Origin of the sequence: Haloimpatiens myeolchijeotgali, assembly GCF_042688525.2 — a bacterium.
In the GTDB taxonomy this organism is placed as follows: domain Bacteria; phylum Bacillota; class Clostridia; order Clostridiales; family Clostridiaceae; genus Haloimpatiens.
The window spans coordinates 1680976-1700925 of sequence record NZ_JBHWAB010000001.1 but is presented as its reverse complement, the minus strand read 5'-3'; the positions used below and the strand labels follow the sequence as shown (position 1 = coordinate 1700925).

Genomic DNA, 19950 nt, shown 5'->3' with positions numbered 1-19950 from the left:
TGCACTAAATCTAAAAAACCCATTTACAATATTATCGTTAGTTTCCTTTTTTTCTTTACCATAAATGTCCTTTGTTAACATTATTTTTATATTCAAAAAAGCAACCCTCCTTGAGTTGCTTTTACTTTTTCACTATAGCTTTAGTGTTCTTTTGGAAGTCTTTTACAAGCTATTTCTTTATAAAGATACTTTTCTAACATATGCTTTACCTCTTCAATATCAATTCTATAGGCTTATCACCAATTTCACACACTACAAAATCTCCAAAATGAGATATATTAAAATTGAATTTTGGATACTATCTCAGATATAGTTTAGTGGCTCATTACGTCTTTGTGTTCTTTTTTAAAAAAGCTCTTGCTTTTTGGATAAGTGAAAAGCTCACAGACAAAGCCTATGAGCCGTAAAATCTTTTCATTCTCTATAAATTTTATTTAACCTTTTTAACTATCATTTTATCCAAATCTATAACTGCTCCTACTGATTTTAAAAAATCCATTCCAACAATTCCGTTTATTTCAAATCCATAGTCCATTACCCCTAAAGAATATTATCTAATGTTATTTCTTTACCTTTATAAATTAACTTAATACTACAAAATGGGAGACCATATTTTAATTGAAGCTTAACCATTTTTTCGTACTCCAATCCATGTTCTTTCTTCTATAAATAGCTTTTCATTTTTTGTATGATATACATACATTTCTCTGTTTTTATCCTTCTTATGTTTTTGTGCATACTCTCTAAGCGCTTCTTTTCCTTCATCAAAAACATTTATAACAGAAAGTTCATCAACAATTCTTTTACCATCTTCTGAATGTACATCTGTAGATTCAAATAATATCCATTTATTAACATAGATTTTTCTTGCTTCTTCCCATTTCATATAGATCACTCCTCATTTATTAATAATATATTCACTTTAAAATATATTTTACATCTTCTAAATCTTTTCCACTCAAAAATTTATTTGCAAAACCATATAGTATTGATTCTATATCATACTTATAGTCATTATTTATGTCTTTTACTACATGTATAGCATTAATTATTTTATCTGCTATCCCTATCTTTCCAGCCATAATAAGCGTAAATGTTAGAGATATTATATCTTGTTTCGTAATTTCTTTTCTGGATTTTTTATGTTGTCTGAATAAACAACATATTCTTCTTGTAAGTATCTTTTAACAGTTCTTGCCATAGATATTTCATCTTTATTCGAGAATAACATTGATTCTTTCCTACAACACCTATCTTACCACCTAGGGTTAGTATTAATTACACAAAATTTTGTTTAATACAATTATCTATTTCTTTCATTTCCCTATTGATAAAGTTTTCAAGTTCAATCGTAATTCTTTTCTGTATAACCTCAATATCATTTTCAAATTTACTTATGTATTTTTTAGGTACTATCTCCTTTGAAAATATTTGAGAATATTGTGGTGTTAACGTTTTTAGCATTCCCTTAAATAAGTTCTTATTTTGAGTAGCTATATTAAAAATTTTGTTTCTTATTATATCATCACCTGGACCAATAATTAATTTTAAAACTATCTTGTCATTCCTATTTTGAACTTCATATAAGAGTATTCTATTTGATGAAGTCCACCCACTTCCCTTTCTTGCTATAATAGTATCTAAATCCTCTGTTATAAAACGCACATATGTCTTAGTTGAACTATCATATATTACATTTGAATCAGCTTCTACTACTTCTTTTATATAATCTGATATTTCTGAATAGATATCAGGTTTATATTCAAATATTAAATCTAATGCCTTCTGATGCTTATAATATATCTCTCTACATATTTTTTCCAATTCAAAATCTCCCACAATATACCTCCTTAAAACATCTAAATATTGTTCAATAAAAACTTTAACACTCTGATTTATTATATCTTTTTTTAATTCCATTGATTTTTTCAGTATATCAAAGACGTTTTTATAATTAAAACTTATCCAATTTTCTTCATCACTTGGTGAATCCCCATATGGGGTTAAAAAAACAAATACTTTGCTATATCCTTGAAAATCTCTATTAACAATATCAAAATACTTTTTCAATTGATGTTTTGACTCTTTACTCCATACTTTATTTTCTATAACTAGTACTAACTTATTTTCATCTGAAACAGCTAATATATCAATATTTTTCCATTCTCTTCTAATATTAAAATCGTAATAATCCATAAGAGATATATCAAAAAGAGTTAAGTTGCTTTTTAAAATCGTATTTTTATTTAGGTAAAATAATGTTTGAATTAGCTTCTTTATAAAAACATCGCCAATACCATGATTTTCTTTTGGATTAAGTAGCCATGCTAAAACATTGCTGTGTCTTATTTCTGTATTTACAACACCTAATGTTTCAAAAGCGTTAAAACTAGATAGTTTTGTTTCTATCCCTTCAAAAATCTCCATATCCATTAGTAATTCTTCTATTGCCTTTTGCTTTTCTAATAAATTTTCCATTCTCTTAATCTACTCCTCTTTATTTTCACATGAAATTCTCCACATTCAAGCTTAATTTTACTTATTTAATTCTCTATCACTTATATTCATACAAGTCACCCTTTAATCTTTTAAATACAATCTCTTTTTATATAAAGTTTTATTTTATCAATTAGATCATTGGAGTTTTGATTCCAACCTATTAGTAATATTTTGATACTCCCATAATTATACTTTAAAATATATTTATTCTTTATTTTTATAGTATTTCCTTTTTTTATTTTAAATTAAATTAAAACACTAGGTAATTAATTTCCCAGTGCTTTTCTGTAATCATATTAGCTTTTCTTAACAATTATATATTATAATTGTATATATTATAATTGAACTACTTATATTTATTCTAATACTAATTATTATTTACACTCATATTACGTTCATGAATAATCTTTATTAAATTGCCAACTACCTTATCCTTAAATTCTGTTAAGTTATTCCCTTGTATAATGTAGTCATAACATTCAATAGAAAACTATCTATTATTCTAACGAACATTACGACAAATCTTTTTATTATTATTCTAATTATTTCTGCCCGATAGGGCGTTCATTTTACATCTAAACTAAGTTTTCTATTAAAGTTAAATTGAAACCTATACAGTTAAATATTTTGGTATAATATCTCCTGAATAGAGGATAGATGTACACCTCCTGGGAGTGACTCTGTCGAGTCATTTATACCCGTGAATTAGCGTATCATTCCATCAGTGAGAACTCTATGTTTAGCTGGTTGGGTTTCCTTTTGGGAATTACCCGTGTCACAAACAAGGTTATAGAATTACTGATAGAAATGGAATATCTATTCTATCTCAAAAATAAAGGAGATAATACACATGAGTAAATTTTTATATAAACCAACAGTTGGAATTGATGTATCAGCAGATTTTTCAGTAGTAGCTATTCTGGCACCTAACGGTGAAATTTACAGAAAGCCTTTTAAGATTAAACATAATAGAGATGGTTTTGATTACCTAGTAGATCAAATAAAAAAAGCGGAAGAAGGTTTAACATGAAAACTGGCATTTTCATGGAATCTACTGGTGTTTATCACCTTACTCTTTTCCACTTTCTTAAAGATAAGTTCGAAACATTTATCTTTAATCCACTCATTACTAATAGTAACAAAAATAGTGGAATAAGAAAAGTGAAAAATGATAAAAGTGATGCAATATCCATCGCTAAAATAGGTAAATTTCAATCTGTTAAATGTTCTTCTGCATTCGATGTTGAAATTTATACCTTAAAATCTCTCTGCAGAGACTACTATAAATTAACAGATACTAAATCTACTTATAAGAAAAAATTATCTACTGACTTAAGAGTTATTTTTCCTGGATACAATTCCGTATTTTCAAATATTACGTGTAAAACTTCTTTAGCTATACTTAAGCAATTTACTAGTCCACAAGCCATTCTTGATGCAGATAGAGAGATTTTGATAGAAATCATTTCTAGCAATTCAAGAAAAGGACTAAACTATAGTGAAAATCTTTATAAAAAACTGATTCTTATTTCCCAAGAAGCACTCTATATTGGGATAAAGTCGTCTAGCTTATTTGTAAAAATCACTAATACAATTTCATTGATAGAAACCTTAGAAACTCAACTTGAATGTTTGCTGAAGGAAATACATTCACTTATAAAAAGCCGTAGGCTTCCAGAGACATTTATTAAAAACATCCAATTAATATACTCAATACCTGGTATTGGTGAATTAACAGCAATAACTATAATGAGTGAAATTGGTGACATCAACGGTTTTCTTAAGCCTAAGCATTTAATTGCATATTTTGGTATCGATCCTTCTGTTAATCAATCAGGCAAATTCAACAGTGATAGAAATAAAATGTCTAAGCGTGGTACCAGAATCGGACGCCGAGCCTTATATGCTATCGCATTAGCATCCGTGAGAACTAACAAAAATGGTAAACCTAACAATGAAGTTTTGCTTAAATACTACAAAGAAAATCTTAAAGGTAAAAAGAAAAAAGTGGCTTTAGGTGCTGTTATGAACAAACTAATCAAGTACATATTCTCGGTTCTTAAAAACCAGAAACCTTTTGAGATTAGAGATCCTAAGATACACGAGAAAATGTATCTTCAAAATCAATGTAAAACAGTAGCCTAATCGGCTTTAAACCCAAATAATAAATTAGAGAGCTATTGTTCGTATTTTTACAATAGCTAGCTTTGCTATACCCTAATTTAAAAATAAATTTTTTTAAAAAAACTATTGACTATTACTAGCTGGTCTAAACTTAATGATACATTTATAATCTTAACCTATATTTTCATCTATGTACTTTTTCATAATCTTCTTTGCTCTTCACATAAAATTTTCCACTTTTCATCCTTTATGTCATACATATTAGGTTCTCTTACATACCTTAACATATCTCTTTCACAAGCTCCAAACTCAATAAAATTTTTTGTGCTTGTCTTAAAGATACAGTGTTAGATCCTCTTTCAAGGTCAACATATTCAAATTGCAATAGGTCATCTTCCCATACATCATGAGGCACATGATCTCTTCTTACTCTTAGTTTTAGATTAATTTCTTTCTCATAAAATAATAATTAATACATTATAGTATCACTACAATTTTTATTTTTTTATTAATTCTTTAGCATTCTTAAGCAATTCCTCTAATTGCTTTACCCATTTCTTATATTGCTCTTCTTCCTCTTCCAAATAAGTAAACTCAATAATCCATTCTGAAAAATCTCTCTCTATATCTTCTATGATTTCTTTTATTAATTCTCTAAAATCTTTATCACATGAATAATACTCTATCTCATCATTTTCTCGAATAATATATGTTGAATTATAATATGAAACTATAAAATCAGTTATTCCTTCTTCATCAATATACAAAGTAAATGGTGCATTATTCTTAATGCTATAAATGCAAGCTTGAAGTGCATCATAAGGAATATCAGTAAGATAACTTCCACTTACTTGGAACTCACCAATCATTATTTCAACCCATCCTATTTTGGGTTTACCAAACATTATCATCTCTCCTTTCTCTAAACCATTTATACATACCTACATCCTACTCTTTACTAAGAGTTTTTCTATTTTTTGCTTTAAACTATCCTACAGTAATTTTACACTAACATGGTATATTTTATTAATTTTTATCTATCCACTAAAGTTACAAAAGGACTCAATAAATTAGCCTCCTTATAAAACTTAATTGCTTTATTTCTAAATTGAGTCAAATCTTTTTTTATAAAAAGCAAAGGTTTATTGTTTAGTTATAGTTCCTGTTCATTAAAAAAAATCTCTTGCTTTTTCACACGCTTCAAACCCTGATTCCTTCGTTGCCCTTTAAAATAAAGTCTTGCTCCTTCATTCTTATCATTATACTAATCACATTTATTTGTCAGTTTATTCGGAACATAGATGTCATTTGCTTAGGCACTTTTCTTTTCAAATTTTCTAATTGAATTTTTTCTTTCTCCATGTTTAAAATGTCATTGTTGTCTTTATAAAAGTAATAAGCATAGTAATGTCCCAAATATTGTGTTCTGACATCTCTATCGTTTATCAAAACCATTATTTCATCATAATTTAGTTTTTCATAATTGTCATAAATAATTACACTTTGTGTTAAATTCCAAATTGCAAGTTCAACGGTTCTTGTTGATACATTTTTATGCATTCTTAACCATCTTCCACCATCTGTATAAAATGCCCCATTTCTTGCAGGAATTAAGCACGCTACTCCCATTGCTAATGACATAGAACCAAGTAGAAATAAAAATATATTTTTTGTAATTGTACCTAATGGTAAACATATAACTCCAACTATAATAGAGGTAATTGGTCCCCCTAAAAGGACACGTCCAAATTTTTTAAAGTTATTGACATCATCATTTTGTGGAAGTGTTGCTCCAAGTCCTCCCCAAAGAGAAATATTCTTTTCTATATAAAATACAATTTTATTTTTATCATTGCGTTTAAAACCCAAAGGACCTGCTATAAATAAATAGAATTTGAACCCTTGCATTAATCCAATAATAATATGACCTAATTCATGAACAGAACTTGAAATTATAAAACATAGTATTGCATATAGAATAAAAAGTAATATCTCTATCATAAATCCTCCTAAAATAATTAATAATGTAATGATAGACAAACCATTTTTCTCATTTATATCAGTTTTATGTATATATTACCCATACTACTTTAACTTATAAATATGTTCCCATACACGAAAGCCCTTGAATGTAGATAAATACATCAAGGACTTCAAATCATTTATATTACTGTTAGAGGACATTTTCATTTGCAGTAAATCCTTATTTTTAGTCAAGAATATCAACAGTAATAAATATAAAGAAAAAAAAGCACAAGAGGTATTGAATACTTCCTGTGCTTTTTGTCTAGGATTTAAGTACGACCAAAAACCCTAAGAACATCATACTAAAATTGAATATAGATTTCAATAACTTTTTGAAAGATTATGAAAAAAGTATCTTAAAGGGATTTGTTTAAGGTCAATCCGCAAGGAATTAAATATACCAAAGTCAGATAAACTTAAAAAAGCCCTAAGAGGTTTTATCTCTCAAGGCTGTTCCTTCTTATTTTTTCTACAATACTATAATAACACATATGAAACGGACAAAACGGACAGATTTTAAATTTTTCTTATAATTAATTATTTATTTTATTAAAAATATCTGTGCTATAATCCCTAATATCAGATATATTTAACATATTATACTTCATTTTTATTTCATTAAAGTATTCTCCTATTAATTCTTTATCAATAATTCTATCTGACAATTCATTGGCATCTAATCCTTTTCTAGTTATCCTCCAAGGCATTTCGCTATGAGTCATTTTTTCTAAAATTTTTCCACTATAACATCCTAAGTTTACAATTATATTGTCAGTTATCTCTCTTTCTATTTCAGTTAGTTCTCCATGATTAAATTCGATGTTTTCTTCAATAGGATTGTATCCATAATTTTTATATTCATGATAGATATTTTTATATACTGGACCATGAACCCATGCTTCACAATCATTATTAAATAAATACTCCCCATTAAAAACTTTATAGAATCCCTGACAATAATATAATAGTTTTTGCAGTGCTAAAGGAGTTATGTCAACACATTTATATAACATATATTTAACCACACTGTCTATTTTTTCTTCATTTTCTATAGTAAGTGCCCTTTGGTCTTTTTCAATTTTTTCTATAGATAATTTACAAAGATTATACGCTCTTTCAGAAATTCTCTCTTTATGCTGTTCTAACATTTCAATCATATATGATGGATTTTCTAAAATTCTTTTTAATATATCTGAATATTGTTTTGTCGGAATATCTCCATTTAAATATCTAGTTAGTGTTCCTTCTCCCCATCCTAATATTAATGATAATGGTCTTTTGCCAATATCATATTTATTGAGTATGTCCTCTATCTCTGAAACAAGGATTAAATTTTTTTCTTTTCTATAAGCTTCATCAAGCATCTTTAAATTATAATCTCTAATATCAGACACAAATATTGGTTCTCCACATTCAGTACAATACGCTTCTTTACCTTTATATTTTATATTTTTACCTTTAATAGACTTATTTTTATAGACTTCTTTAATTGAATACTCAATCATGTCATGGCATTTTTCACAAAAACCTAACATTTTGAATTCCTCCTTATTTATACAAATCCAATACTTTATTTAAATAAATATTTAATTGGTTTATTTCTTTTATGAAATGATATGACTATCATAAAATCATCGCCTCTTCTTGTTTGAGTAATATTGGTTTTAATATATATATCTACAAGTTCTAAAGAACCCCAATTATCTAATTTATGTTTTTTACAAAATATGTATAACTTTTCATGTGAAAATTCTTTTTTATAGTTATCAACAGCATAACAAAAATCATCATATTGAATACCCAATAAAATTTCTTTCTCTTTTTTACTATCTATCTTATAATCCTCTATAAAATCTATATTTTCTTTTCTGTTATCATTTTTGGATATAATATATTTACCCTCAAGAACTATTCTTCTAAAGTTATCAAGGTATTCTTTAATTTCATCTGGAGTAAAATCTATGTACTTCTTTGTTTCTATATTAAAAGAACTCACTTTATAATCTCTCCTTAATAATATTATAGTTCAATTATATACTAAATATACATATTACGCAATATCTTTGTATCAATTGACACACTTTATTTTTCATTTACGTATCACTAATTTTATATATTTTTTAAAACCGCCAATTATTTTTTATACTAAAAGAGCTCTAAGAAATTTCTTTCAGAGAGCTCATATCATTTGTTTTTTTAATTCTATTTTCTAAACTGTTCGAATTCGACGGCTTTAAAAATTAGCTTGTCTTATTTCTCCTTAAAAATCTATCATGTGCTTTTCTTACACTATCTCCTGATGCATATGGACTTATGCTTGCTGCAACTTGTTCCCATCCTAATCCATTAATATACCTTAAACTTAGTATTAATCTCATCTCACTATTATCTATACTATTTATATATCTATTTAATCTATTAAGTTCATAAAAACATTTTTTAAGATTTAAATCTAATAAACTCTTAAGATCCACAATCTCTGCTGTATATTTTCCTATTTTATCTGACACACCACTAGCATGAGGCCTTCCTGTTAACCTTGCTGTACATGAAGTTGCAGCCGTTTCAAGTTCATCTATCCTTTTTTGTATTTCTTCAATCTCTCTATTCAAATAATATAACTGTGATAACTCATTATAAGTCCAAACCACACTATTATATTTCCTCCACCTTGAAGATTAAGTCCATTTGGTGCTGGAGTTCCTGTAAATCCTACTATTCTTAAAAACCCTGGGATTTCTCCGAGGGTTAATTAAACTACCATATTACACATATTTAACAGATTTACAGAATCCATCATTATGTTTGTTAAAATTTTTTATATAATTATTTTCCTTTGCATCGCTAATCATTACTTTAACATCTATTCCTCTTCTTTTAAGATTATTCAGTTCATCCATTAATGTTTTTGAAGTAAACCATGCCATTGCAACGTAAATCTCTTTTTTAGTTTCACGTATATTTTTTATTATTACCTCTTCTATATTTTCATCAAAAAACTTTATGGGTATTTCTTCATTATTTCTTTTAGGAAATACTATAATTTTTTCTTTTAATGCTCTATTTTCCTCTTTTAAATTATTAATTTCTTTTCTTAGTTCTTGTAACATTTCTTCTTCATTACTCTTTTTTCTTAATAATAGTTTAGATTTTATCCAAGCTACTAATCCCATTATCCACCTTCAACTTAGTAATAACATTATATTATATTTTTGTTACAATGAAAATATTAATAATTTTTTAAGCATTCTCTTACTATTCTCATGTTTATAATCAAATTGTTTAATATAAATTTAGTAAATTACAACTCTATATAAAATTTTACAATGAACATTAATTACTACTATTAAATAACTTATCCATATTAATCATATATTTATTAAATAATAAATATACTTTAATAGTGTATAAAAAATTATATAAAGGTGATTTTTATGTATGTACCAGTCTTAAAAAATAGGCAAGAAGAACTAAATGCTTTAAAAGCTTTGTGTTCCCTCCCACTTTCTAACAAAACACTGCCATTATTAGAAATTGTTCAAACTAAATCACGTTCAAATTCAAAGAAAACCTTATTACAAGAGCTCCAAGAAACTTTAGGTAAGAATACCACCGTTATGATTGATATTCTAAACCTTAAATCTCATAAAAAGAGTAAAGAAGCCATTAATGAATTTTTCTTACAAATTAACAAAAATCCTAATTACAGATTAAATCTTTATGATTCTTTGAAACCTTTGAAAAATTTTATTCCTATAATATCTTACGATCCTAATAATTATGATAAACTTCAAAATGAAATTCAACATGATGCATATTACTTAAGAAATAATTTCAGCAAATTAGGTTTTAGATTAAAAGTAAAGCATTTTAATGATGCATTATCAGAAATAAAAAGTGTTATTCAAAATGAAGATATTATTATCTTAGACATAGAACATAAAAAACACACTGACTTTAGCATTGCTGATTTGTATAATAAAATCAATAATCTTAAAGAATCAAAAAATTTAACAACTTTTATCATTAATTCTGTTATACCTGAAGATTTAACTAATAAAAATATGAGTGATGGTCACCCAATTTCAGCAATAGATAATAGTCTTAGAGATATTTATCTCTCTTATGGATTTGATGGGTTTGGTGACTATACTACAATTAAAAGTGCTTTACCCCCATCTGGCGGTAGAATTAGCCCTGGTTTTATATATTATTCATATAAAAGTAATAAATTTATAGGGTTTAGAGGAAGATTTCATAAGTTAGATGAATTTGAAAATCATATAATCCCCAAATTAATATCATCTAAATATTGGAATAATTATCCTCCTATACATCACTCTAATTGTTCAGGTTGTAATCATATATTAACTTTAAAGAATACTTCCGAAAGTGCTCGTTCACAAGGTAAGTGGAAACAAATATCTATCAAGCACTATATTTATACTATGGATAAATATTTACCATAACGAAAGTAATTATAAATAAAACCAACAAATAGACTTGAATTAGCCCATTTGCTGGTTTTCTCTTATGCACATTACTATTCTATTTCATTTTCAAGAGATAGCATTTTCTCTTGTCTCATTTCATGTAGAGTTTTATCGTTACCCTTAATTAGAACCCAATCATAAATTCTAATACTAGACCAACCATTAACTTTCTGTCCCCATTTGTTAAATGTAAGTTTTTCACCATTAAAGTCAACATATTTACTGTCAATAACAACAGCTTCTGAATTATCTCTGTTCTTAATTACCACACTATCTCCAGCTTTAATAATTTCCTACTCAAATAACTTATTCATACCAGGAAGTGTAGTTCTAGTAATAGATGTATTCTTCTTAGCCATATATGTATATCGTTTTTTATCATCTACTTTAACATAAAAATCTTCTAGAGCAGGTGGAGGTAGTATTCTATTGATATCTATAAAATAACTATCTCCTATTTTCATTGGACTTAATTCAAAACAACTAATATCAACATTATTAGCTATAAGCCAAGCTGCAGCTGATAGGGTTTGCTTATCAAAAGATGATGCTATAAGTATTATTCTTTGTTTTGAATTAAAGGTTTTTAATGCATTATTTTTTTCAAGGAAATCATTTAAAATCCTGGATGCTTTTTCATAAGCAGTTAAATCACTTCTTCCATTTTCTTTATTTACAACTTGCTTTCCAACCACAAGTAAAGTTTATATTTATGATTATACCTATTTTATATTTTGCACTCTCTTTTGTTCACAATTTGTTAACAACCCCAGGGGATCTTTGCGAGACAAGCATTATCGAGCTTGCTTTGGATAATACAGACACTAAAAAAGCACTCTTTGTATGTGAAGCTTGTGGAAAAATGGGTGTAAAAAATGGTAATAGGCAAAAATACTGTTCTTCTCAATCTTGCCAAAATATAAGAAATGCTAGAAAATCAGCTAGAAATAAAAGAAGAACAAATCAAAAAACTACCTATTAAGCTATTGTTTCACATAGCCTAATAGGTAGTTTACTATCTTAAAATTTTATATACCCTTACTAAGACATACTACACTTTTAAATATTATAATTATTTTTTCCTAAAATTTATCTGCCTTATTAAATTTGTAATATATATCCTGCAAAAATTTCATCCCTTTGGATAAATAAGAGTTACAAATTTCATTTGCTTCTTTTTTTAAACCATTATTATAAAACATTGTTACTAATATCCTTATTTCATTTTCATATCTAGGATATATTTCATTTTCAATCATTACTAAATAAATATCAGCAACTTTTTTAGGCTCTTTTGTTGCATGTTTTAATAATCCTTTTATAATCCAATATGTTTCATAGTTATACCTACAATTTTTAATATATTTTTTAACCCACTTAACCACATCCTCATCTAAAATATCTACAAAGTTAATCCATTGACATAACTTAAATAGTAGTTTTTGGGATTTTTCATTTTGGCAATTATTTTCTAACACTAGAATAAGCTGTCCCCATAATTCTTTTATTTTCACTTTTATATTAGTATTAATATATTCATCCTTTGTTGTTAAAATAAATCTTACTATATATTCTAAACTTTCAATTTCGCTCTTATCTAATAATTTACTTATCAGTGTTGTCTTATTTCCTAATGAGTCTTCTCCATTTAAATATGCAATACATATATGTTGTATCAGTCTTTCATTTATACCCTTATCATTAAAATTAGTTCTTAAAGCTTTTTCATAGTGATTGTGCTCTTTCATCAATATATATATATCTAAATAAAATCTACTATACCCTAAATAACTCTCCATTGCAGCTTGCCAGTATTTTTCTAACTTTTCATCAAATATTCTATCTATATTTTGCACTACCCATTTCTTGTCCAAATACATTAACTGTGGTAAATACATTCCTAAAACTGCTGAATAATTTAAAGATGACTCTTTTTCTTTATCTAAATTTTTTGTGAACAATTCTTTTACATCATTTTCCCATTTAATTTCTTCATTTAAAAACTTAAACTTAGCTACTTTTAAAGAATATTTAACTAATGCAATATAACATCTTCCTCTTATCGTATTAAGTGCACTTGTAACATAATTACTACAAACTACATCTTCTTTTACATTTTCAAGTATTTTAATCAAAATATATTTAATTGTCCTTGAAATTTTATCATTATCTAAATCATTTATTTCTAATAAACGATTATCAATAAATCTTATTAATGATATTAAACTGGATTTTCTATAATCATTTTCTGATTTTAAATTTATATAAAATTTTTCTGATAACTTTTCTAAAAAATCTAGTATTTTTTCAATATATACGCTGTTATCTAATAAATCTATTTTATTAAATCCGCTTATAATTGCATCTTGATATATAACAGGTATGTCTAAATAATCATTTAGTTCTTCTACCACTTCATAAAAATTATCTATTATATACTTTTCAAAAGTTTCTGCTAGACCTTCTTCACTAGGTTCTTCAAAATCGTTACTTTCTTTAAATTCATTTAAAAATTTACATATTTGTTCTATTGTCATTTTTTCTAAATCTTGAACTTTTAATGGACTAATATAATTAAAATCTTTTACTATAACTTTATGCATTTCTTCGGGATGCTCTATTGGCGTTGGATTTATTTTGTTATATTTATTATATAAACTAATTACTTTCTCATTTTTTGAATTTAATAATGGATATAGAAATTCTTTTTTATTATATGCTATACCTATTTTTTTCATTTCCTCATCATTCTTGTAATTTTCTGGAATAAAGTATGTTTTATTTTCTATCCAATATAAAATTTTATCTATTTCACTATTATTAAATATTTCAGATTTATCTTCTAATAATCTATAAATTTCATATTTAGATTCATAATCTTCTAAAGGATTTTTCTCTAAGCCCCAAAAGATATCTTTTAGTTTTTCATAATGATAACTTATAATATGTATAGCTAATCTTCTATAAATTGCATCATTGCTATTTATTATTTCTTTAATTTTTTCACTTATTTCTTTTGGTGAACAATATTGAAGCATATCTCTTGTAAAATTAATCAATTCCTTTTCATAATACTTGACTATTTTTCTTTTAAGACCTTATATATCAATGGATTTAATGATTTCATCTCTCGAAATATTAAATTTGAAATTTATATAGTTGAAAATTTTATCTAAGAATTGCTTTAGTAAAACAAAAAAAGTTTTGGTACTTTAAGCAATTACTTATATTTTTTTATAAGTAACACCAGCTACCAAAACATTTTTATTTAAAGTTTATTAAATAAATTATAGCATTATTTTTTTTAATATTATACTTACTTCTTTATTTCATTAAGGAGAGCAAAGAACTTTTATATGTTCATACCCTTGATTTATACAAAAATCATCAGCCGAAGCAATTACACTTGATATTTTTTCAGACATGCCTAATTTTGAAATACCTGGTTGAACTAAAACTATTTCAAAATAAATTGCCATAGTTTCACCTAAGTTTATTATTTCTAAAAACTTTTCATATGAATCTCTTTTGTAGTTTCCTGGATTATCATTTGAATCATCATGACTCTTCATTCTATCCCTTAACTTACTTTTTAATCTTTTTAATTCAGTCCATAAAGTAGATTTAACAACTTGACCACATACCTCATAAACATCGCCTACTCTATCACCAGGACTTTTTCCACCTGCTCCTTTGCAATGATACAATTGTATAGTAATATGTGTTTCATAAATTTTTGCTGTTATAAAATCTGCAATTTCTCCTGTTCCATGGTCATAATAAATAAAATTCAAATCTTTTTCTATTAAATATAAATTAAGATATTCTTGTATAGACTGTTTTCCAGTTGCTACCTTTCCAAACTCTTTTGTTATATCTACTCCTTTATCTAACCAATTTATAGTTTCTAAAATATCTTGGTTTATTAGTATTGGTTCAACATAATTTTTTCTATAATATTCATTTCCAACTAATGATGAAAAATCATTAAAGTATAAAGTTAATGGATTTTCATTTAAATATTGAAGTAAAGTAATTTCATCAAACATTTTAACTATATAAAAATTATTAATATTTTCATCACTACATGCAAAGTACTTTGTATCATTAAGAGAAAATTTTATTTTAAATTTAAAATATTTATGCTTTAATGCAATTACTAATAATTCATTAGTTGAGCTTATTATTTCTAATTCTGTATCTAATAATTGAATATGTGGTAAATTTTCAATATCATTTTTACATTTAATAATAGGGGGCTTAATATAAGTTTCTTTATTCCAATCAGCAGATATAACAGTTCCCTTTGGAAAGGAAGTTACTTCTTCACTAATAGGTAAAAAATCTAAAGCTGAATTAGTTTTTACCACAACTTTACTGTTTATCTTTGAAGCAATATATTTACACCATTTTAAAAACATAGGTATTGATAAATAACTATTACTCCATACTTTAGAACCACTACTATACCCAACTGTTATTTCTCCATTCTCACCAATTCCTTTACCAAAACAATGTCCCCTATGATATATTCTTCCATCAGTCTTCCTTATTGCCTTTTGTGCATTTGAACCACTTATAATTCTATACGATTCTGTATTGCTTGATTGAACACCATTTCGCATTCCAATGTTAAAAAATTCAGTATTTTTTAAATTAGCTAAAACCTTATTAATTTTACTTATAGGTAATCGTTTAGGAATAGACTTAGTATATGCCTCAGCAATAGTTTTATAAATTTCCTCTGTTTTTATAGTTGCATTTATAAATAGTAACTTATTTGCTCTATCATAATAAATTACAAACAAATCATATTGAATTTTTTGAAACATATTCAAATTTGTCCATTTTGGATTTTTAATTTCTTTGGTTAATAAAACTACAGTTGAATGCTCTTCACTTACATGCTTGTTTACTACAACTATATTTTTTCCAAAATCTATTTCACTATTTATTTTAAAATCATCTATAGAATATATCCTAACATGAGTAAATGGTGTTAATGATAGCAATGACAAATCTTTCGTCTCATCATCTTTATTAAGAATACATTTAAATGTATCGATTGTTTCTCTAAGCTCAATTTCTTCATTTACTTTATTTTCACTTAAATTAGTTATTATATCTTGCCATACAGCACCTTCTTCAAACAATTTTTCACATTCAATCTCAATCTCTGATGGTAGCGCAATAAATTTCGCTACACCAATATCTGATGCATTTGTTCTTGCAAATCTACCAATAAACTGTAATGTTACTTCAAGAGATTTATGTGGCGAATGAATAGCCGCTATTTTTAAATTAGGAAAGTTAAATCCTTCACCAAGCATATTAACACAAATGACACCGTCCACTTCACCTTTATACAACATATTAATTACTTCTTTTATATGCTTGTACGAATGCTTGCTATTTATTAATTCTAACTTTAAGTTTGTATTTTTTCTATATATTTCAACCAATTCATCGGCTCTCTTATTTGTATCAGTTCGTACCATTATGTAATGTTTAAATCCATTTATCTTATCTTGACTAAAAATTTCTTCTGCCTTTTTAGCTATGGAAATATCAGCATTTTCACTTTCAGAAGTTACTGGAATATACTCTATTTTTCCAAAAACCCCATCGTTAAACGCATCTGAAATAGAATAGTTATATATAAATTTACCCTTAATTTCCTTTTTATCCCTTCTATAAGGCGTTGCTGTAAATAATATCTTAAGAGCTTTTGAAAATATCTGAGTTAATTTATTCCAAGTATCTGCTGGACTGTGATGCGCTTCGTCAAAGAGAATTAAATCAAACAAGTCATATGGGGGATTAGGTATACCTTCTATAACAGGACTAATACTCATAGGAGTAGCAACTACAACATCATATTCTCTTAATTTCTCCCACTGTTCTTGTGATGTTATTTTATTACATAATTCATATACTTTCGGTTTCTCATGTATATCTACTAAAGCATTTATATCTAATAATGTTTTCAATAAACTAAAGTCGTCCTTTATTTGCTTTCTAACTAACCTACTTGGAGTAAGAACCAACACCCTGTTAGCTCTTAATATAAATGCTGACAAAATTAATATTGCGGTTTTTCCCGAACCAGTAGGCATTGTAATAATTGCTGGAGTTTCACTTGTCGTAAAATGTGAAGCTATTGCATGTATAGCTCCAATCTGTGATTTTCTTAACCCTTTTTTATATTCTGTTTCATATGGGTATCTAACTGAGTCATAATTAGCTTCAAAATAACTCACTAATATCATCTCCAATACTTTACTTGCATAACACACAAATTGCTATATATTAATTATAATATATCTTATAGACAAAGTAAGTATTTTTTTCCTAATAATCAACAAAAAAGACACTTTATTCTATAAGCAAATAAATATATCTTTTATTTACTTTGAGTAAAATGTCTTTTATTTATTCTATTAACTTTTCATTTATATCTTAATTATCTTTTTCCACTCTTCATCCGTCATTTCATTTTCTTTCTTTAATATTATAGTATAATTCAGTGATTTTGATATATCTATATAGCTTTGACCATTATTATCTATCCATACATTTTCACATTCTTTCTTTAAGTCAGTACGGACATCACTTACTTGTCCATATTCAAACAAAAAAACATTTGAACCTGCTGTTGCTCTATAAATTATATGCTGTTTTTCAAATCTATTTAATTCTGTTTTAGTGCCATCTTCATTTAGAACTTGTCCATCTATTATTTCATCTTCTGTATAATAATCACTATCACAACCATCTTCTATTCGCTCAAGTTCTCCTTCTTCATTTTTTCTATAAAGACCAAAACAATTATATAACTTGTCTACATTTACTGAATCAAAGCCTATTATTCTTCCATCATATTGTTCAAAGAATATTTTATTTTTCATTAATAGTTCTCCTTCTCTTTTAGATTTTATTATCTTGTTTTAACATAATTAGAATATTATCAATTTTATCAATGCATCCATAGTTATCTTTATAATAGTCATATATTCCTTCACCTATCCATTTAAATTCCTTAATATACTCATTTTCTTTATCTATACACTTCATAAAAACATTTTTAGCTTCATTCTCTATTAAATCTTTTACAAAAGAATCTATAAAATCATCAATTTCATTTGATTCTTCTGAACGATTTCCCACATATTCATTTTTAACAGCTTCATAAATCTCTTCTTTTAAAAAGTATTCCAATCCATAATCTCTATCAATTATTTTTAAAAGTTTTTCTTTTAGTTCTTCTTTTGTAGAAGCATATATATTGTATAGAAAACATGGTGCTTCTTTACTTTCAACTAATTCTACATATTCCTGCTCAATTGGACTTAATATTTCTATCTTTTCATAAAATTTGAGAATATTTTCATCAACATCATCTAAAAACATTCCATTTTCCATTGAGTAAATTCTTTCTTCACTTAAATATTTATTGGGTTCTTCCTCTAAAACTTCTACTACATATGCTTCACAAACATCATAATATTTATCCATATTAAAGTCATAACTATAATCTCTCTGAACTCCATCAACCCAATCTTCATATTCTTTCTCAAAATCATTAAAATCTTCAAAATTACTAACTATATCATATAAACAGCCTAAATCTCCATACCCTTTAATATTAGCTATAGTAATTATGGTTTCTGGGCTTGAATTAAGACAACTATTATTCCCATCTACACTAAAAATCTCTCCATCTTCTAAGTCTATATATATACTACAATCAAGTCCACTCTCACAATACTCTACTAATTCTTTAGCTATATAATGTGTATCAATAGCGTTTAATGCTTCATCTTCTGTAATTACATCTAATACTTCATTATCAAATCTTACTTTTATTTTGTTCATATATTAAATTCCTCCCAATTATATATAATTATTTTTTATTTTTCTATACACAATCCATATCATTTTCTATTTCCTGCCAAATATCACTTATTTTAGTTGTTTTAAATTTAGTTAATACAGTTACAAGACTTGGTAAATCTGAATCTTCTGCCATCTCTTTTGCTGTTAACCTCCTATTGTTTTCAATATAAAGTTTTCTCAACATATTTTTTATATACTCTTTTGTGTATTTTTCATTATTTTTATAAATCGGTTCAAATCCTGCACTCTTTTTTAATCCTTTCATTCCACCAAACCTAATCCTGAAAACTCCTGCATTATATATTCTTTTACTTTTTTCCAAGTCATTACATGATGCTGGTCCACCTAAAGATTCACTAAACCTTATATACATATCCAGAAGCTCTTCTTTACTTTCTTTTACTATAATAGGCGTTTCGCTTAAATTGAAGTTAATCCCTAATTCCCTAACTGCATTTAAATATGAGCCATAGTATTTTTTTAAAATAGATGGGGAATACCCCATTTTTAAAAACTCTTGATGTGATGGTACATATCCTAACTCCATAGAGATTTGTTTTAACTTTTCTAAATATTGCTCCTTGTTTCTTCTTACAAAATTTAATTCATCATCGGATATACCTGACATTATTAATATTTGATTGTAGGTTTTTCCAAACCTTTCTTTTAATTTACTTAAACAAGGTATTCTCTTATCTCTTTTTTTCATAAAATCCCAGCATCCTTTTGGTTTAATTCTATAATATTCATTTTTTATAAGTTCTAATAGTTCATCATTTGTCATGTTTACATTTTCCTCCATTACTTTAAAATAAATATATATTTATTTATTGTTTTTAGACTATATCCAAGTTATTTTCTATTCAAATTTCAACCAAAATCGAATCTTTTAGACAACTTCATCTTATGATAA

19 protein-coding genes and 2 pseudogenes are annotated in these 19950 nt (G+C 26.3%); 3 read left to right on the top strand and 18 right to left on the bottom strand.

What is annotated here, in order from left to right:
• Positions 1-625: 625 nt before the first annotated feature.
• The 4 genes and pseudogenes from ACFIJ5_RS07670 to ACFIJ5_RS07655 form a co-directional block, all read right to left on the bottom strand.
• Positions 626-886: a hypothetical protein gene (locus tag ACFIJ5_RS07670; RefSeq protein WP_379805708.1), complete on the bottom strand. Its 261-nt coding sequence runs from the start codon at positions 884-886 to the stop codon at positions 626-628.
• A gap of 34 nt (positions 887-920) precedes the next feature.
• Positions 921-1139, bottom strand: a pseudogene (locus ACFIJ5_RS07665) (hypothetical protein); the annotation flags it as partial.
• The gene (locus ACFIJ5_RS07660; protein WP_379805706.1) at positions 1106-1231 is read right to left on the bottom strand and encodes a hypothetical protein; all 126 of its coding nucleotides are present in this window, start codon (positions 1229-1231) and stop codon (positions 1106-1108) included. The gene ACFIJ5_RS07660 and the pseudogene ACFIJ5_RS07665, both read right to left, overlap by 34 nt.
• Before the next feature lie 47 nt (positions 1232-1278).
• Positions 1279-2478, bottom strand: a complete 1200-nt coding sequence (locus tag ACFIJ5_RS07655) for a PDDEXK-like family protein (protein ID WP_379805704.1) — start codon at positions 2476-2478, stop codon at positions 1279-1281.
• An 871-nt stretch (positions 2479-3349) separates the two neighbouring features.
• Between ACFIJ5_RS07655 and ACFIJ5_RS07650 the strand changes: the two are divergent.
• Positions 3350-4644 (top strand): annotated as a pseudogene (locus ACFIJ5_RS07650) (IS110 family RNA-guided transposase).
• Positions 4645-4903: 259 nt separating this feature from the next.
• On the opposite strand, the gene ACFIJ5_RS07645 reads toward ACFIJ5_RS07650, so the two are convergent.
• The 7 genes from ACFIJ5_RS07645 to ACFIJ5_RS07615 all read right to left on the bottom strand — a co-directional run bounded on the left by ACFIJ5_RS07645 (position 4904) and on the right by ACFIJ5_RS07615 (position 9821).
• Positions 4904-5038, bottom strand: a complete 135-nt coding sequence (locus ACFIJ5_RS07645; protein WP_379805702.1) for a CPCC family cysteine-rich protein — start codon at positions 5036-5038, stop codon at positions 4904-4906.
• A gap of 82 nt (positions 5039-5120) precedes the next feature.
• Positions 5121-5528 (bottom strand): hypothetical protein, encoded by a 408-nt coding sequence (locus ACFIJ5_RS07640; protein ID WP_379805700.1) that lies wholly within the window; start codon positions 5526-5528, stop codon positions 5121-5123.
• Positions 5529-5904: 376 nt separating this feature from the next.
• On the bottom strand, positions 5905-6624 hold the full coding sequence (locus ACFIJ5_RS07635; protein WP_379805698.1) for a M50 family metallopeptidase: 720 nt from the start codon (positions 6622-6624) through the stop codon (positions 5905-5907).
• A gap of 557 nt (positions 6625-7181) precedes the next feature.
• On the bottom strand, positions 7182-8183 hold the full coding sequence (locus ACFIJ5_RS07630) for a type II TA system antitoxin MqsA family protein (protein WP_379805696.1): 1002 nt from the start codon (positions 8181-8183) through the stop codon (positions 7182-7184).
• Positions 8184-8218: 35 nt separating this feature from the next.
• Positions 8219-8644, bottom strand: coding sequence for a hypothetical protein (locus ACFIJ5_RS07625; RefSeq protein WP_379805694.1), 426 nt, complete (start codon positions 8642-8644; stop codon positions 8219-8221).
• A 244-nt stretch (positions 8645-8888) separates the two neighbouring features.
• Positions 8889-9299 (bottom strand): hypothetical protein, encoded by a 411-nt coding sequence (locus tag ACFIJ5_RS07620; RefSeq protein WP_379805692.1) that lies wholly within the window; start codon positions 9297-9299, stop codon positions 8889-8891.
• Positions 9300-9413: 114 nt separating this feature from the next.
• Positions 9414-9821 (bottom strand): phospholipase D-like domain-containing protein, encoded by a 408-nt coding sequence (locus tag ACFIJ5_RS07615; RefSeq protein ID WP_379805690.1) that lies wholly within the window; start codon positions 9819-9821, stop codon positions 9414-9416.
• 261 nt (positions 9822-10082) lie between these two features.
• On the opposite strand from ACFIJ5_RS07615, the gene ACFIJ5_RS07610 reads away from it, so the two are divergent.
• On the top strand, positions 10083-11117 hold the full coding sequence (locus ACFIJ5_RS07610) for a beta family protein (RefSeq protein ID WP_379805688.1): 1035 nt from the start codon (positions 10083-10085) through the stop codon (positions 11115-11117).
• Positions 11118-11191: 74 nt separating this feature from the next.
• Here ACFIJ5_RS07610 and ACFIJ5_RS07605 read toward each other — a convergent pair whose 3' ends face one another.
• Together ACFIJ5_RS07605 and ACFIJ5_RS07600 are read right to left on the bottom strand one after the other, a co-directional pair.
• Positions 11192-11410, bottom strand: a complete 219-nt coding sequence (locus tag ACFIJ5_RS07605; RefSeq protein WP_379805686.1) for a hypothetical protein — start codon at positions 11408-11410, stop codon at positions 11192-11194.
• 24 nt (positions 11411-11434) lie between these two features.
• Entirely contained in the window at positions 11435-11836 is a 402-nt protein-coding gene (locus ACFIJ5_RS07600) for a hypothetical protein (protein WP_379805684.1), read from the bottom strand.
• Positions 11837-11949: 113 nt separating this feature from the next.
• Between ACFIJ5_RS07600 and ACFIJ5_RS07595 the strand changes: the two genes are divergently transcribed.
• On the top strand, positions 11950-12123 hold the full coding sequence (locus tag ACFIJ5_RS07595; protein WP_379805682.1) for a hypothetical protein: 174 nt from the start codon (positions 11950-11952) through the stop codon (positions 12121-12123).
• Positions 12124-12223: 100 nt separating this feature from the next.
• On the opposite strand, the gene ACFIJ5_RS07590 is transcribed toward ACFIJ5_RS07595, so the two are convergent.
• The 5 genes from ACFIJ5_RS07590 to ACFIJ5_RS07570 all read right to left on the bottom strand — a co-directional run bounded on the left by ACFIJ5_RS07590 (position 12224) and on the right by ACFIJ5_RS07570 (position 19821).
• Entirely contained in the window at positions 12224-14200 is a 1977-nt protein-coding gene (locus ACFIJ5_RS07590; RefSeq protein WP_379805680.1) for a hypothetical protein, read from the bottom strand.
• A 273-nt stretch (positions 14201-14473) separates the two neighbouring features.
• Positions 14474-17401 (bottom strand): DEAD/DEAH box helicase, encoded by a 2928-nt coding sequence (locus ACFIJ5_RS07585; protein WP_379805678.1) that lies wholly within the window; start codon positions 17399-17401, stop codon positions 14474-14476.
• Positions 17402-17593: 192 nt separating this feature from the next.
• On the bottom strand, positions 17594-18049 hold the full coding sequence (locus tag ACFIJ5_RS07580; RefSeq protein WP_379805676.1) for a hypothetical protein: 456 nt from the start codon (positions 18047-18049) through the stop codon (positions 17594-17596).
• Between the two features lie 19 nt (positions 18050-18068).
• Positions 18069-19016 (bottom strand): hypothetical protein, encoded by a 948-nt coding sequence (locus tag ACFIJ5_RS07575; protein ID WP_379805674.1) that lies wholly within the window; start codon positions 19014-19016, stop codon positions 18069-18071.
• A gap of 43 nt (positions 19017-19059) precedes the next feature.
• Positions 19060-19821, bottom strand: a complete 762-nt coding sequence (locus ACFIJ5_RS07570; protein ID WP_379805672.1) for a homing endonuclease associated repeat-containing protein — start codon at positions 19819-19821, stop codon at positions 19060-19062.
• Between the last annotated feature and the right edge of the window lie 129 nt (positions 19822-19950).

Excerpts from the sequence above, each read along its gene's own strand:
- ACFIJ5_RS07670 (WP_379805708.1), bottom strand. The coding sequence starts at position 886 with ATGAAATGGGAAGAAGCAAGAAAAATCTATGTTAATAAATGGATATTA.
- ACFIJ5_RS07635 (WP_379805698.1), bottom strand. The coding sequence starts at position 6,624 with ATGATAGAGATATTACTTTTTATTCTATATGCAATACTATGTTTTATA.
- ACFIJ5_RS07570 (WP_379805672.1), bottom strand. The coding sequence starts at position 19,821 with ATGACAAATGATGAACTATTAGAACTTATAAAAAATGAATATTATAGA.
- ACFIJ5_RS07575 (WP_379805674.1), bottom strand. The coding sequence starts at position 19,016 with ATGAACAAAATAAAAGTAAGATTTGATAATGAAGTATTAGATGTAATT.
- ACFIJ5_RS07630 (WP_379805696.1), bottom strand. The coding sequence starts at position 8,183 with ATGTTAGGTTTTTGTGAAAAATGCCATGACATGATTGAGTATTCAATT.
- ACFIJ5_RS07660 (WP_379805706.1), bottom strand. The coding sequence starts at position 1,231 with ATGTTATTCTCGAATAAAGATGAAATATCTATGGCAAGAACTGTTAAA.
- ACFIJ5_RS07580 (WP_379805676.1), bottom strand. The coding sequence starts at position 18,049 with ATGAAAAATAAAATATTCTTTGAACAATATGATGGAAGAATAATAGGC.
- ACFIJ5_RS07655 (WP_379805704.1), bottom strand. The coding sequence starts at position 2,478 with ATGGAAAATTTATTAGAAAAGCAAAAGGCAATAGAAGAATTACTAATG.
- ACFIJ5_RS07610 (WP_379805688.1), top strand. The coding sequence starts at position 10,083 with ATGTATGTACCAGTCTTAAAAAATAGGCAAGAAGAACTAAATGCTTTA.
- ACFIJ5_RS07640 (WP_379805700.1), bottom strand. The coding sequence starts at position 5,528 with ATGTTTGGTAAACCCAAAATAGGATGGGTTGAAATAATGATTGGTGAG.
- ACFIJ5_RS07615 (WP_379805690.1), bottom strand. The coding sequence starts at position 9,821 with ATGGGATTAGTAGCTTGGATAAAATCTAAACTATTATTAAGAAAAAAG.